Source organism: Cellulomonas sp. KRMCY2 (assembly GCF_000526515.1).
Taxonomy (GTDB): Bacteria; Actinomycetota; Actinomycetes; order Actinomycetales; family Cellulomonadaceae; genus Actinotalea.
The window spans coordinates 3,303,056-3,317,445 of sequence record NZ_JAGF01000001.1; the positions used below are offsets into that span (position 1 = coordinate 3,303,056).

Sequence of the window (14,390 nt, forward strand, 5' to 3'; positions counted from 1 at the left end):
GGAACCTACAACGCCTGCGCGGTCGTTCCTGTGCCGTCCAGCCGTCCGAGGGCGAGGGCGGTCTGCAGCACGTAGGCCTCACGCGGATCGAGCGGGTCCCAGCCGGTGACGTCCGACACCTTGCGCAGGCGGTACCGGACGGTGTTCGGGTGGACGTAGAGCACGCGTGCGGCCGCCTCGAGCGACCGGCCGTTCTCGACGTGTGCGGCGAGCGTGTCGAGCAGCGAGCCGCCGGCAGCGACCAGCGGGACGTAGGCCTGCTCGATCAGGGTCCGGCGGGCCACCAGGTCACCGACCAGGACGCGCTCGGGAAGCAGGTCGTCGGCCAGGACGGGCCGGGGCGCCGTCGGCCAGGCGGGTGCGGCGGCGAGCCCGGCGAGTGCGGCTGCGGCCGACCGACCCGCCTCGGCGAGACTCGGCACGGACGGGCCGATCACGACCGGCCCGGGGCCGAACCGGGGGAGCAGGGACGCGGCAGCGGCCCGCAGGTCGCCCTCGCCACCGATCGCGATGATCAGGCGGTCGCCCTGGATGCCCACGAGCGCGTCGCCGGCGGCCCGCCGGGTCGCCCGGCGGAGCTCGGCGGCCCGGACGTCGTCGAGCGGCTGAGACGTGGTACCGACCATCACGAGGGTGTGGCCGTGCCCGCTCCAGCCGAGCGCGGCGACCCGGGAGCGCAGGGCGTCGTCCGCCTCACCGCGTACCAGCGCGTCGACCACGAGGGCCTCGAGGCGGGCGTCCCACGCACCGCGGACCTCGGCGGCGCGTGCGTACACCTCTGCCGCGGAGAAGGCGACCTCACGCGAGTAGCGCAGGACGGCCTCCCGCAGGTCGCGCTCCGCACCGGGGGCTGCGAGCCGGTCGCTCTGGTCCTCGACGACCTCGACGATCAGCCGCACGAGCTGCAGGGTGTGCTGGAGCGAGATCGACCGGGTCAGCTCGGGGGGCGCGGACGCGAAGATCTCGCTCGCACCGTGCGGGGGTGTGCTGGGGTCGGAGAACCACGTGATGAAGCTGGAGATCCCGGCCTGGACGACGAGACCGACCGACGAGCGGTCCTCTGCGGACAGCACCCGGTACCAGGGCAGGCTCTCGTCGAGCTTGCGCATCGCTGCGGCGGAGAGCAGCCCGCTCCCGTCGTGCAGTCTGCGTAGCGTGTGTCTCTGGTCGCGCTCGGCCTGAGCAGGCATGGCAGCGAGCATAGGGCCCAGGAGGCACGGGTGGGCCCTCGTCTTGTAGGGAGCCGACAAGTTGCGGGCCTGTCCTGCGTCCGTCCGTCGGCCGCATCGCCGAGCTCTGCAGGCCGTCACCCCGGTGCGTCAGGTCATGTGCGGCTATCGTCGGGGTATGCCATTCCTCCCACGGCTCCGTCGCCTGCTTCGACGACCGGTGTCCGCCTCGAAGGTCGGGCTGCGCCGTCCGACGCCGTCCCGACGACGGGACACGGTGCAGGAAGACGCCGTTCGCGCGATGCTCGGTGACGATCCCAACGACCCGCGGGCGTTCCAGGCGCTCGCCGAGATCGTCCGGCGCAGGGCTGCGGAGGTCGGCACCGACGGCGACCCGCTGACTGCTCCGCAGGACGACGGCGAACGCCAGCGAGCGGCCGATCTTGCCGTGTGGGCGCTGGCCGAGGAGCTCGCCGGCCACCCGCGCTCCTGGTACCCCCTGATCGAGCTCGCCCGGCTCTCGCTGACCGACGACCGCGAGGGCGCCCTCCGTCGGCTGACGACGGCGGCCGAGCGCGACCCGTCCGGGCGTGCCCTGCTCGAGGGTCTCCAGGTCCTGCGCGAGGCCGGCCTGCCGGTGGAGGCCCTCGGCCTCGGCGTCGGCCACTGGCGCGTGCGCGAGCACACGCCGGAGATCGCCCGGCACCTGGTGCTCGCGGCGATCGAGGCGGGTCGTCCGATGGAGGCCCGTCATCACCTGCAGGCTCTGGACCTGCACCCCGACCATTCGGCCGTGGCACGACTGCGGCCCGAGCTCGAGGCCTACGTGGCCGAGGCGGAGCAGCGGATCGCCGGCACCTGAGTCGCCCGGCGCTCCACGCGCCGACGGACCGGGCGGACGACGGACCGCACCTACAGGTCGAACGACAGGGCCCCACCGACCAGCTGGTCGGTGGGGCCCTGTCGTTCGATCGTCGAGCGTGTCAGGAGTCGCCACCTGCCGTGCCGGAGGCACCGGCCCGGACGTCGTGGATCTGGTAACGCTCGATCGCCTGGGCCGGGGCGTCGGCCGGCACCTCACCGCGGCGGGCGAGCAGCAGGAGGACCTTGACCACGGCGGACGGTCCGTCGATCTTGAAGTGCCGGCGGGCGGCCTGGCGGGTGTCGGAGAACCCGAAACCGTCCGCGCCGAGCGTCGCGTACTCACCCGGCACCCACGCCCGGATCTGGTCCGGCACGAGGTGGTCGTAGTCGCTGGTCGCGACGAACGGCCCCTGCGCGTCGCGCAGCTTGTCCGTCAGGTAGGCCGTGCGGGGCTCCGCGCCCGGGTGCAGGAAGTTGTGCTCGTCGGCCGCGAGGCCGTCACGACGCAGCTCGTTCCAGCTGGTCACCGACCACACGTCCGCCCGGACGCCCCAGTCGGTGGCGAGGAGCTCCTGGGCCTCCAGGGCCCACGGCACCCCGACGCCGGAGGCAAGGAGCTGCGCGCGCGGCCCGTCCCCCTCGGCGACCGACACCCGGTGGATCCCGCGGAGGATGCCGTCGACGTCGACGTCCTGTGGCTCGGCAGGCTGGACCAGCGGCTCGTTGTACACGGTCAGGTAGTACATGACGTTCGGGTCGCGCCCGTCGTCGCCGTACATCCGCGACAGACCGTCCCGGACGATGTGCCGGATCTCGTAGCCGTACGCGGGGTCGTAGTGCACGACGGCGCGGTTGGTGGCGGCCAGGATCGGCGAGTGGCCGTCCGCATGCTGCAGACCCTCACCGGTCAGGGTCGTGCGGCCGGCGGTCGCGCCGATGATGAAGCCGCGCGTCATCTGGTCGCCCGCTGCCCAGAACTGGTCGCCGGTGCGCTGGAACCCGAACATCGAGTAGAAGATGTAGAAGGGGACCATCACCTCGCCCTGGGTCGCGTAGGACGTCCCGACGGCCTGGAACGCCGACGCGGAACCCGCCTCGTTGATCCCGGTGTGCAGGATCTGACCCGACTCGGACTCCTTGTAGGAGAGCATCAGCTCGCGGTCCACGGCCAGGTAGTGCTGGCCCTGGGTGTTGAAGATCTTGGCGGTCGGGAAGATCGCGTCCAGGCCGAACGTGCGCGCCTCGTCGGGGATGATCGGCACGATCCGGTGGCCGAACTCCTTGTCCTTGATCAGGTCCTTGAGCAGCTTGACGAGCGCCATCGTGGTCGCCACGCGCTGCTGGCCGGAGCCCTTGGCGAGCCCGTCGTAGACCTCGGCGGACGGCAGAGTCACCGGGCTGTGCTCGGTCCGGCGTTCGGGCACGAACCCGCCGAGCGCCTTGCGCCGCTCGAGCAGGTACTGGATCGCCGGGTCGTCCGGGCCGGGGTGGTAGTACGGCGCCTGGTACGGGTCGGCGAGCTCCTCGTCGGTGAACGGGATGTGCAGCGAGTCGCGCAGCTCCCTGAGGTCGTCGCTCTTGAGCTTCTTCATCTGGTGGGTCGCGTTGCGACCGGCGAAGCCCGAGCCGAGGCCGTAGCCCTTGATGGTGTGCGCGAGGATGACCGTCGGCTGACCGGTGTGCGCGACGGCCGCGGCGTAGGCCGCGTAGATCTTGCGGTAGTCGTGCCCACCTCGCTTGAGGGCCCAGATCTCGTCATCGGTCATGTTCGCGACGAGCGCCTTGGTGCGTGGGTCGCGTCCGAAGAAGTGCTCGCGCACGAAGGCGCCGTCGTTGGCCTTGTACGTCTGGTAGTCGCCGTCGGGTGTGATGTTCATCAGGTTGACCAGGGCGCGGTCCTTGTCCGCGTTGAGCAGGGCGTCCCACTCGCGGCCCCAGATCACCTTGATGACGTTCCAGCCGGCGCCACGGAAGGAGGCTTCCAGCTCCTGGATGATCTTCCCGTTGCCGCGCACCGGTCCGTCCAGGCGCTGCAGGTTGCAGTTGATGACGAACGTGAGGTTGTCGAGCTCCTGCTGGGCGGCGAGCTGGAGCATGCCGCGGCTCTCCGGCTCGTCCATCTCGCCGTCGCCGAGGAAGGCCCAGACCCTCTGCTGGCTGGTGTCCTTGATCCCGCGGTTCTGCAGGTAGCGGTTGACCCAGGCCTGGTGGATCGCCGACGCCGGGCCCAGACCCATCGAGACGGTCGGGAACTCCCAGAAGTCCGGCATCAGGCGCGGGTGCGGGTAGGAGGACAGCCCACCCTGCGGGGCCGAGACCTCCTGGCGGAACCCGTCGAGCTGTTCGGCGGTGAGCCGACCCTCGAGGAAGGCTCGGGCGTAGACGCCGGGGGCCGCGTGACCCTGGAAGTAGACCTGGTCGCCACCGCCCGGGTGGTCCTTGCCGCGGAAGAAGTGGTTCAGGCCGACCTCGGTGAGCGTGGCGACCGACGCGTAGGACGAGATGTGCCCGCCGACGCCGATGTCGGGGCGCTGGGCGCGGGTGACCATCACGGCGGCGTTCCACCGCAGCCAGCTGCGGTAGCGGCGCTCGACGACCTCGTCACCGGGGAAGTAGGGCTCCTCGTGCACGCCGATCGTGTTCACGTAGGGGGTGTTGATCGACGTCGGCACCGCGACGTTGCGTTCGCGGGCCCGCTTGAGCAGGTTCAGCAGGACGTACCGGGCTCGCGGGCCCCCCCGCTCGTCCACCAGACCGTCGAAGGAGTCGATCCACTCGCCGGTCTCCTCCGGGTCGATGTCCGGGACCTGGCTGAGCAGTCCGTTGATCAGCGGGCCCGTCGTGTCGCGTGCAGCCACCAGCAACCTCACCTCTCGTTCGCACCGGTGGCCTGCTGGCCACGGTGCTCGGTCGGCCCGTCGGTGGCGCACTCATGTCGGCCACCTGCGGTCGTAGGACCATTGTCCGGCCTCGGGGCACCGAAAGTCACACCGGGACCGGCGTGATGTCCGTGACACGCCGCCCCGCCGATGCCCGGGCGCGCGCCCGCCACGGACGTCGCGCGGGCACGGTGAGCGGGCCCGCCGCGCGGACTGCGGCCTTCGCCGCGAGCGGGACACTCCGGCTCTGTGGCGCTTGCCACACCACGGGAGCATGCTGTGGGCTACCGTGTGGGCGCCGCGCACCACAGGGTGCGCTCCAGCAGCTGGCTGGTCGTTGCGCAGGATGAAGGGGACGGCACAAAGAGTGGGATCGACCGCGGAGCCTGACGGCGGCCACGGCGGAGCCGGGGCCACCCGGCTCGGCTTCGCAGCCGGGCAGGTTGTCCAGGAGTTCGGCTACGGCGACGACATCGACGACGATCTTCGTTCGGAGATCGAGACGATCATCGGAGCTGAGCTCGTCGACGAGGACTACGACGACGTCACCGACGGGGTGATCCTGTGGTGGCGCGAGGACGACGGTGATCTCACCGACGCGCTCGTCGACGTCCGCACGGCCCTCGACGACGGTGGCCTGATCTGGCTGTTCACCCGCAAGCCGGGCAGGGACGGGCACGTCGGCCACAGCGACATCGAGGAGGCTGCGACGACCGCCGGCCTGCACGCCACCAGCACCATGACGATCGGCGCCGACTGGTCGGCGACCCGGCTCGGCACGCGCAGCCGCGGCAAGTGACAGCGGTGGCGGCCACGTCGCCCGTGCCCCGCGGCCCGGGGAGGCGGCGCCCGAGCTCGTGCTGCCGGACACCCACGGCACGCCGGTCTCGGTGGCTGGGCTGCGCGGGGTGCCGGTGGCCGTCGTGTTCTTCCCGTTCGCGTTCTCCGGGACCTGCACGAGTGAGCTGTGCGAGCTGCGCGACAACCTCGAGGACTTCGAGGCGGTCGGCGTCCGCCTGCTCGCGGTCTCGTGCGACTCGCAGCACACGCTGCGGGCCTGGGCCGAGCGGGAGGGTTTCGGTTTCGACCTGCTCTCGGACTTCTGGCCGCACGGCGCGGCGGCGCGTGCGTACGGCGTGTTCGACGCCGAGCGTGGGCTGGCCGGGCGCGGCAGCTTCCTGATCGACGCCGACGGCATCGTCCGCTGGAGCGTGGTGAACCCCCGCGGCCAGGCACGTGATCTGGGCGACTACCGGGCGGCGCTGGCCGCGCTGTGAGCTCCGCGCCCGCCGGGCGGCGCCCAGCCGGTCCGACCGGGACGTCCGAGCAGCGATGACGCCCCGCCGCCGGTAGGCTGTCCCGCCGTCGGGCCTGTAGCTCAGTTGGTCAGAGCGCCGCGCTTACACCGCGGAGGTCGTCGGTTCGAGACCGGCCGGGCCCACCGAGCGGTACGTCGCGCTCCTGATCCGACCCGTCCGACCCGGTGCGCCGGCGCTGCTGTTAGCGTCCGTGCCGTGCAGGTCAGCGCGCTCCACCTCTACCCGGTCAAGTCGCTGCGCGGCGGCCCGGTGCCGCGCGCCGACGTGGAGCGGGCCGGACTGCGCGGCGATCGACGCTGGATGGTCGTCGACGAGGCAGGGTCGGTGCTCTCGGCACGGGACCTGCCCGCGATGCTCGCCGTCACCGCACGGACCGGTCCTTCCGGCGCGCTCGACCTGACCGCGACCGGCCGTGCCGGGCTGCACGTCGAGCCCCCGCGCGGCGGACCTGTGGTCGCGGTGCAGCTGTCCCGCCTCGCCACCGCTGTCGGGGCCGGCGAACCGGCCGACGGATGGCTCTCGGACGTGCTCGGCCGCCGCGCCCACCTGGTCTGGCTCGACGACCCGGGCCGGCGCACCGTGTCGGCCGGGCACGGTGGGCGACCGGGAGACGTCCTGAGCCTTGCCGACACCGGGCCGCTGCTGCTGACCTCGACCGCGTCCCTGCGACGTCTGGACCGTTGGGTCGATGCGGGGTATGCCGAGCGGTACGCCAGGTGCGGCGCCGCGGCCGGCAGCCGCCCCGCGCCCCTCGACATGGAGCGGTTCCGGCCCAACGTCGTGGTCGACGGTGACCTCGAGCCCTTCGTCGAGGACACCTGGCAGACGGTCCGGATCGGTACGACGGACTTCCGGGTCTCCGAGCTGTGCGACAGGTGCGCGCTGGTGACCCTCGACCCGCAGACCCAGGTCCGCGGTCAGGAGCCGTTGCGCACGCTGGCCAAGCACCGCCGCTGGGACGGCCGCACCTGGTTCGGGGTGCGGCTGGTCCCCGAGGGAACCGGGTCGCTGCGGATCGGCGACCCCGTGCTGCCCGGTCCCGGTACCGTTCGACCGTGAGCAGCGACGCACCGGACGCACCGACCCTCGCCGAGGTCATCGCCCATCTCGAACGGCGGTACCCACCACGGACGGCCGAGTCGTGGGACGCGCCCGGAACCGTGTGCGGTGACCCGTCGCAACCGGTGCGCAAGGTCCTGTTCGCCGTCGACCCGACGTCCGACGTCGTCGACGAGGCGCTCGAGTGGGGCGCGGACCTGCTCGTCACGCACCACCCGCTCTTCCTGCGTGCGGTGCACTCGGTCGCTGCGACGACGTTCAAGGGCGCGATCGTGCACCGGCTCATCCGGGGCGGCTGCGCGCTGCATGCCGCCCACACCAACGCGGACGCCGCACAGGGCGGTGTCGCGGACGCCCTCGCGACGGCGATCGGGCTGGTCGACCTCGTGCCGCTGACCCCGTTGCCGACCGAGGAGCTCGACAAGCACGTCGTGCTCGTCCCCCTCGAGCAGGCGGACGCTCTCGTCGACGCGATGGCGGCGGCCGGCGCGGGCGAGCTGGGGGAGTACAGCCGGTGCGCGTGGACCGCGACGGGAACGGGCACCTTCGTGCCGGGAGCCGGTGCGAACCCGACAGTCGGCGCGATCGGGGTGGCCGCCGTGATCGCCGAGGCACGGGTCGAGATGATCGCGCCACGCAGGCTGCGGCAGGCCGTCGTCGCGGCTGTGCGGGCAGCCCACCCGTACGAGGAGCCGGCCTTCGACGTGCTCGAGACCGCCACGCTGCCCGGCTCGACCGGGACCGGCCGGGTCGGTCGGCTCCGGGAGCCGATGACGCTGCGCGCCTTCGGTGAGCAGGTGGCGGCGGCGCTGCCGGCCACGGAGCAGGGCGTGCGTCTCGCCGGCGGCCTGGACAGCCTCGTCGCCACGGTCGCCGTCGTCGGCGGCTCCGGAGACTCGCTGTTCGACGCCGTGCGGGTCGCCGGGGTGGACGCCTACGTGACGGCCGACCTGCGCCATCACCCGGCGTCCGAGCTGCGCGAGCGCGCCGAGTTCGAGGCGGCTGCCGGCGGCCGTGCGCCGACCGACGGGCGACCGTTCCTGGTCGACGTCGCGCACTTCGCCAGCGAGTGGCCGTGGCTCGACCACGCGGCGGCTGCGCTGGTCGCCGACCTTGCCGCTGGTGCGCCCGGGTCCGACGACCGTCCGGGCACTACGGTGGAGACCCGGGTGAGCACCCGACGCACCGACCCCTGGACGGGGCGCATCGCCGCACCCGTCCGCACCGAAACCAGAGGATCTCACCAGTGACTACCGCTCCCGTGGCCGACCAGCTCCGGCTCCTCGAGGTCCAGGCGCTCGACACCCGTGCCGCGCAGATCGCCCACCAGCGCAAGATCCACCCCGCCCATGCTGCCGTGACCGAGATCGCCGACCAGCTCGCCGACGTCGAGTCGGCAGTCGTCACCTCACGGACCGCCGCGGCCGACCTCCGCCGCGAGCTCGCCAAGGCCGAGGCCGACGTCGAGCAGGTCCGCAGCCGTGCCCAGCGCGACCAGGTCCGCCTCGACTCCGCTGCGGTCACCGCCAAGGACGCCGTGGCACTGACCGGTGAGCTCGAGGCCCTGGCCCGACGTCAGGGCGCCCTCGAGGAGATCGAGCTCGAGGTGATGGAGCGGCTGGAGGCCCACGAGTCGGTCCTCGCCGACCTGACCCGCGCGCGTGACGAGCTCCTGGCCAAGCAGCAGGCCGCCGCCGTCGAGCTCGAGCGCGAGCTCGGATCGCTCGACGAGCAGGCCGCGCAGCTCGCCGTCGAGCGGGCCGAGCGGGCCGAGGGGCTCGACCCGGAGCTGGTCGCGCTCTACGACCGCCTGCGCGCCCAGCTCAGTGGTCTGGGCGTCGCGGCGCTGCGGGGCCGCCGGTGCGAAGGCTGCCGGCTCGAGCTGAACCCCAGTGACGTCGCGCACCTCAACGCCGCCCCGCCCGAGCAGGTCGTCCGGTGCGAGGAGTGCGGGCGGATCCTGGTGCGAGGGGTGGACGCCGCTCGATGACGCCGACGGTGCGGCGTCTGGTGGTCGAGGCGGACGGCGGGTCGCGGGGGAATCCCGGGCTGGCCGGGTACGGCGCCGTCGTCCGGGACGCCGCGACAGGTCGTCTGCTCGCCGAGCGCTCCGGGTACCTGGGCTTCGCGTCGAACAACGTCGCCGAGTACTCGGGCCTGGTCGCAGGGCTCGACGCCGCTCGCAGCATCGACCCCGGTGCGGCGGTCGAGGTCCGGATGGACTCCCGCCTGGTGGTCGAGCAGATGTCCGGGCGGTGGAAGATCAGGCACGAGGACATGCGACGTCTCGCGGCGCAGGCCGCAGCGGTGCACCCGGTGGAGCTCGTGACCTACACCTGGGTGCCGCGCGACGAGAACAGCGCAGCGGACACCCTCGCCAACCAGGCGATGGACGCTCGCGAGGGCGTCGTGCGCGACCACCCGGACGGCGACGGACCGGGACCCGCCGAGCCGACGTCCGGGGACGCCGACGCCTTGAGCCGCCCGGACCGCTCGGCGCGGGCCCGGCGACCGTCCGGCGCCGCGATGCGGTTCGACGACGAGGAACCGGTGACCGTCGTGCTGGTCCGCCACGGCGAGACCCCGATGACCACGAGCCGGGCGTACTCGGGGTCCTCCGTGCCCGGGCCGAGCCTGACGGCGTCCGGCCGCGTCCAGGCGGCGCGGGCTGCCGACCTGGCCCTCCGGATCGGCCGCTCGCTGTGGCCGGACCTGCCGCACCCCACCGCCGTCGTCGCCTCGCCCATGGTCAGGACGCAGGAGACCGCCGCCGCCGTCGGGCGCCGCATCGGCCTACCGGTGGTCGTGGACGACGCGTTCGCGGAGTGCGACTTCGGTCAGTGGGAAGGGCTCACGGCGGCCGAGATCGAGGATCGGTGGCCCGGTGCGCTCCACCGGTGGCACGTCGACGCCGCCTACCGGGCCCCCGGGGGCGAGTCGATCGAGGACGTCGGCGTGCGGGTCGCCGGAGCCCTGGAACGCCTGCGCGACGGCGGTCTCGACCGCACCGTCGTCGTGGTGAGCCACTCGGTGACGATCCGTGCGGCGATCGGCCTGACCCTCGGTGCGCCGTCGTCCGCGTGGGCCTCGTTCCGGATCGCGCCGGCGACCGTCAGCATCATCCGGATCTGGGCCGACGGCGAGCGCGAGGTCACTGTCGTGGGGATGCCGACCGACACCTGATATGGAGGGACCCGCTGTCAAGTGGGCAGGGTGAGGCGCCGCCCGGATGGGTTCTGGGCGGCGCCTCCTTGTTGACTCTGTGGCCCCGGGGTCCGGTGAGCGTGTCGTTGGCGACGCGCGGTCAGACTGATATGCGCGGGTTGGCTACCGCAGGACGGGCTGTTCGGCAGGAGCGGATCGCGGGTCTAGAGTCGGGCGTCGCGAGCCTGGGGGCTCGTTGCTCATAGGAGTTTCGCGGGTCGCTCCACGCGCTGCTACCGGTCTGGGGTCAGGAGTCAGATCGTGGGCCTGGTGGTTCAGCGGGCCGTCGTGTGGTCCTCGAGGGTGGCCAGTGACCAGCACCAGCCGGCGAGCTCGCGGGCGATGGCGACGTTGGCGATCACGGGTCGCTTGTGGTGTTCGTCGAACCGGACCCAGCGGGCGTGCAGACGCCGGTTCCCCTCGTCACCGCGGGCGCGGGCAGCCGGTGAGGCCAGGTCCCAGCGGGCCAACATGGTCGCACCGGGTCGGTAGCGGGCCCGGTGGTGCCAGGCTGCTTCGACCAGCAGCCGACGGGCGTGGGTGTTGCCGGTCTTGGTGATCGAGCCCTGCACCCGGCGGGCCCCCGAGGAGTGCTCGCTGGGGACCAGACCGACGAAGGAGCCGATGGTGTTGCCGGTGAACCGGTGCCAGTCACCGATCTCGACCGCCAGGGCGAACGACGTCAACGTCGAGACACCCCGCAGGCAGCTCAACCGCCGCACGACCGGGGTGAACTCGCTGTCCGTGGCCATCGCGGTGATCGCAGCGTCGAGCCGGTCGCGGCGCGCATCGGTGGCGAGCACGGCGTCGTAGTCGGACTCGAAGGCCATCTGCACCGCCGGGGCCTCGAAGTGCTGGCGTCGTAGCCACCCGTCGTGGGTCCCGGTCCACGCCTGCCCGCCGTCGTAGACGATCCCGTGGCGCAGCAGCAGCTTCGAGAGCCGGTGCCGGGCTCGCATCAAGTCCCCGCGGCAGTCCTCTCGCGCCCGGACCAGGTCCCGGGCCGCCTCCTGGTCCTCGGAGGGAATGACCACGGCGGTGATCTCGTCCAGCCGCAACAGCCGGGCGAGGTGCACCGCGTCCCTGGCGTCGGTCTTGACCCGATCCCCCGACGGTCGCTGCAACTTCGAGGGAGCCGCGACCACGCACCGAATCCCGTCCGCCTTCAGTGCCCGCGCGAGCCCGAAGCCGGTCGGCCCGGCCTCATACGTCGCCGCGACCGGACCCGGCAACGCGCCTATCCACCCGCGGATGTGCTCGTGCGAGGGCGTCAACCTCGCCTGGAACAGCTCGCCCGTCACGCCATCGATCGCAGCCGCCGCGACCGACCGTGCGTGCACGTCGAGCCCCACACTCGTACGCTCAGAGAACACCGGGGCCTCCCACACATGTCGGATAGGCCGAGCAGGCAGCCCCTACTCGGTAACCCACGAGATTGCGTGAGTGAGGCCCCGGCCCGCAACCACCCACACCCGGGCGGTCACTCCATACCGTCTAGCCGGGCGCGCGCACCACGAGGACCAGGACGTGGCCGCGGGCGCCGCGGTCCTGGAGCGCGACATCGACCAGCGTCGTCCCGACCAGCTCCCCGGCCACGTCGAGCAGGTCCGTCGGCGTGCGTGGCTCGGACCCGGCCCGCGTCACCAGGTGACGCGTGAACAGACCGCGGGTGTGCTTGGCCGAGTGGGACACGATCGTCCGCCTGCCGTCGGCCTCGCGCAGGACGGCGACGGTGACGTGGCCTGCGGCCGTCGCGGGAACGGACCAGGCGGCGGCGTACGTCGCAGAGCGGCAGTCCACGACCAGCCGCCGCGCCGCGTGCGCGTCGAGCGCCCGGCCGAGCGGCCGGCGCCAGGATGCCGCGAGCGGACCGACACCGGGCAGGTCGGTCCCCGTCGACAGCCGGTAGGCGGGGATCAGGTCCGCGGGCCCGACCACGCCCCACAGCGCCGAGATGGTCCGCACGCAGCGGTCCGAACGCTCACGCGCCGCGTCGTCGGGCAGGTCGTCGAGGCGTGCGGCTCCGTAGAGGACACCTGTGTAGACCGCGCGGGCCGGTGCGGTCGGGGCGGTGCGCAGACCGACGTTGCGGGCCACCTCGCCGGCCAGGGACGGGCCGACGCGGAGCACCGACATCGCCGCGGGGGAGGCGCTGACGCGGACCAGGGCACCCAGGACGCGCCGTCGATGCGTCGTCAGGAGCGGCGACGACAGTGCGGTCAGATCGACCGGGGCCCCCGTCGTGGGGGCGGTCTTGCCCTCGGACGGGGGGAGCAGCACGAGCACGCTCGAAGGGTAGTGGTACCGGGTGGAGGTCGCTGGACGGGTACCCTGGGCAACGGATGAGTCGGCCAGGCGGTCGCGTCGAGGGTGGTCAGCCACCGTCGCCGAGGAACGTCCGGGCTCCGTAGAGCGAGGTGGTGGGTAACACCCACCCGGGGTGACCCGCGGGACAGTGCCACAGAGAACAGACCGCCCGGTCCGCCAGGCTTCGGCCCGACGGACCGGGTAAGGGTGAAACGGTGGTGTAAGAGACCACCAGCGCACCGGGTGACCGGTGCGGCTAGGCAAACCCCACCTGGAGCAAGGTCAGACAGGGAGCGTTCGAGGGCTGCTCGCCCGAGCTCCCGGGTAGGCCGCTGGAGGCGTGCGGCAACGTACGTCGTAGAGGGATGGCCGCCACCCGCGCGGGGGTAACCGCGCGCGGGGACAGAACCCGGCGTATCGGCCGACTCATCCACTTTCTGGCCCCTGACCTGCGCGTTTACTGCGCGAAGGGTGCTGCTGTACGCAGGGAGTACGCAAGATTCCCCAGAACTGAGTCGACGGCGGCCCTCGTCCGGTCATCTGAGTCCGGCCACAGGTGGCTGTAGGTGTCGAGCGTCTCGGCCGCGTTCGCGTGCCCGAGCCTGGCCTGAACGGTCTTCACGGACTCCCCGTGCCGGATCAGCAGGCTGGCGTAGTAGTGGCGCAGACCGTGGAAGACGAAGCCGTCGACCACCGCCTCCCGACAGACCCGCCGCCACATAGTCCCGAAGTTGCTGCGCCGAAGCGGCTTACCCTCACCGTTCGTGAAGATCAGACCCAGATGCCCCGCCGGGAAGCGCGCCAGGTGAGCGGCCAGCGCGTCGATGACGACGTCAGGGAGCGGGATCGTCCGCACGCTCGCTGCCGTCTTCGGAGGCCCGAAGGTCGGCGCTCTGCCTGTGACCGTCGTCAGCTGTCGGTCGATCGTGAGGCTGCGTCGCAGGAAGTCGACCCGGTCGACTGTGAGCCCGAACGCCTCACCCTGGCGCATCCCGGTACCGGCAGCGAGCACCACGAGCGCGCGGTACCGCTCGGGGACGGTGTCGATTGGGCGCTGCACCTGCTCGGTCGTGATCGGCTCGACCTGCGCCTTGTCGACCTTCGGCAGGCGGCTGCCCACGCATGGTGACGAGGCGATCCGCCGATCCATGACGGCGCTCTTCATCACCGCCGAGAGGTGTCGATGGATCACCCCGACCGTGGCGGGGGCGAGGGTCGCCGAGAGCCGCTTGACCAGAGTCTGCACGTCGCTCGGAAGGATGCTCGACAGCGGCCGGTCGCCCAGGTACGGGTAGACGTGCCTGCGGAGCGTGCGCTCGACGTGGTCCTCGGTGCTTGCCCTGTGTACCTGGCTCGCGCGCCACTGCTCGGCGTACTCGGCGAGAGTGATCCGCCCAGCTTTCGGTGCGACGTACTGACCGGTCACGACGGAGGCTGTGACCTCGTCGAGCCAACGCTGCCCGTCGACCTTGCGGGCGAAGTGCTTGACGTGCTGCCTCCCTGCGGCGTCCCGGTACCGGGCACGCCACCGGCCGTTCTCATGCTTGCTGATGGATGCCATCTCAGTCGCCCTCGCTCAGGTAGCCATC

General features: G+C 72.3%; 11 protein-coding genes, 1 tRNA gene, 1 other RNA gene and 1 pseudogene. 9 read left to right on the forward strand and 5 right to left on the reverse strand.

The features are described 5' to 3' along the window. Nucleotides 1-5: 5 nt before the first annotated feature. Nucleotides 6-1,190 (reverse strand): CdaR family transcriptional regulator, encoded by a 1,185-nt coding sequence (locus K415_RS0115540; protein WP_029663912.1) that lies wholly within the window; start codon nucleotides 1,188-1,190, stop codon nucleotides 6-8. 157 nt (nucleotides 1,191-1,347) lie between these two features. Between K415_RS0115540 and K415_RS0115545 the strand changes: the two genes are divergently transcribed. Continuing rightward, the gene (locus K415_RS0115545; protein WP_024287966.1) at nucleotides 1,348-2,031 is read left to right on the forward strand and encodes a hypothetical protein; all 684 of its coding nucleotides are present in this window, start codon (nucleotides 1,348-1,350) and stop codon (nucleotides 2,029-2,031) included. A gap of 121 nt (nucleotides 2,032-2,152) precedes the next feature. Here the strand turns inward: K415_RS0115545 and aceE are convergent, their stop codons facing one another. Continuing rightward, nucleotides 2,153-4,891, reverse strand: coding sequence for a pyruvate dehydrogenase (acetyl-transferring), homodimeric type (aceE, locus tag K415_RS0115550; protein WP_024287967.1), 2,739 nt, complete (start codon nucleotides 4,889-4,891; stop codon nucleotides 2,153-2,155). Nucleotides 4,892-5,279: 388 nt separating this feature from the next. Between aceE and K415_RS0115555 the strand changes: the two genes are divergently transcribed. The 7 genes and pseudogenes from K415_RS0115555 (at nucleotide 5,280) to K415_RS0115585 (ending at nucleotide 10,473) form a co-directional block, all read left to right on the forward strand. Continuing rightward, nucleotides 5,280-5,711, forward strand: coding sequence for a DUF3052 domain-containing protein (locus K415_RS0115555; RefSeq protein WP_024287968.1), 432 nt, complete (start codon nucleotides 5,280-5,282; stop codon nucleotides 5,709-5,711). A gap of 28 nt (nucleotides 5,712-5,739) precedes the next feature. Then, nucleotides 5,740-6,189 (forward strand): annotated as a pseudogene (locus tag K415_RS0115560) (peroxiredoxin); the annotation flags it as partial. Between the two features lie 90 nt (nucleotides 6,190-6,279). Beyond that, nucleotides 6,280-6,353, forward strand: a tRNA-Val gene (locus K415_RS0115565). A 73-nt stretch (nucleotides 6,354-6,426) separates the two neighbouring features. Then, nucleotides 6,427-7,290, forward strand: coding sequence for an MOSC domain-containing protein (locus K415_RS0115570; protein ID WP_024287970.1), 864 nt, complete (start codon nucleotides 6,427-6,429; stop codon nucleotides 7,288-7,290). Further along, a complete protein-coding gene (locus K415_RS0115575; protein WP_024287971.1) occupies nucleotides 7,287-8,540 on the forward strand; it encodes a Nif3-like dinuclear metal center hexameric protein in 1,254 nt (417 codons plus the stop codon). The genes K415_RS0115570 and K415_RS0115575 overlap by 4 nt, the downstream gene beginning before the upstream one ends. Continuing rightward, a complete protein-coding gene (locus tag K415_RS0115580; protein ID WP_024287972.1) occupies nucleotides 8,537-9,280 on the forward strand; it encodes a zinc ribbon domain-containing protein in 744 nt (247 codons plus the stop codon). The genes K415_RS0115575 and K415_RS0115580 overlap by 4 nt, the downstream gene beginning before the upstream one ends. After that, on the forward strand, nucleotides 9,277-10,473 hold the full coding sequence (locus K415_RS0115585; RefSeq protein ID WP_029663918.1) for a bifunctional RNase H/acid phosphatase: 1,197 nt from the start codon (nucleotides 9,277-9,279) through the stop codon (nucleotides 10,471-10,473). Before K415_RS0115580 ends, K415_RS0115585 begins: the two co-directional genes overlap by 4 nt. Nucleotides 10,474-10,769: 296 nt before the next feature. On the opposite strand, the gene K415_RS0115590 is transcribed toward K415_RS0115585, so the two are convergent. Together K415_RS0115590 and K415_RS0115595 are read right to left on the reverse strand one after the other, a co-directional pair. Continuing rightward, nucleotides 10,770-11,867: an IS110 family transposase gene (locus K415_RS0115590; RefSeq protein WP_024285553.1), complete on the reverse strand. Its 1,098-nt coding sequence runs from the start codon at nucleotides 11,865-11,867 to the stop codon at nucleotides 10,770-10,772. Nucleotides 11,868-11,988: 121 nt separating this feature from the next. Beyond that, nucleotides 11,989-12,780: a YaaA family protein gene (locus K415_RS0115595; RefSeq protein ID WP_024287974.1), complete on the reverse strand. Its 792-nt coding sequence runs from the start codon at nucleotides 12,778-12,780 to the stop codon at nucleotides 11,989-11,991. A 57-nt stretch (nucleotides 12,781-12,837) separates the two neighbouring features. Here K415_RS0115595 and rnpB point away from each other — a divergent pair. Beyond that, nucleotides 12,838-13,234, forward strand: an RNA gene (gene rnpB / locus K415_RS23160) — RNase P RNA component class A. Between the two features lie 24 nt (nucleotides 13,235-13,258). Here the strand turns inward: rnpB and K415_RS0115600 are convergent. Continuing rightward, nucleotides 13,259-14,362, reverse strand: a complete 1,104-nt coding sequence (locus K415_RS0115600) for a site-specific integrase (protein ID WP_024287975.1) — start codon at nucleotides 14,360-14,362, stop codon at nucleotides 13,259-13,261. Between the last annotated feature and the right edge of the window lie 28 nt (nucleotides 14,363-14,390).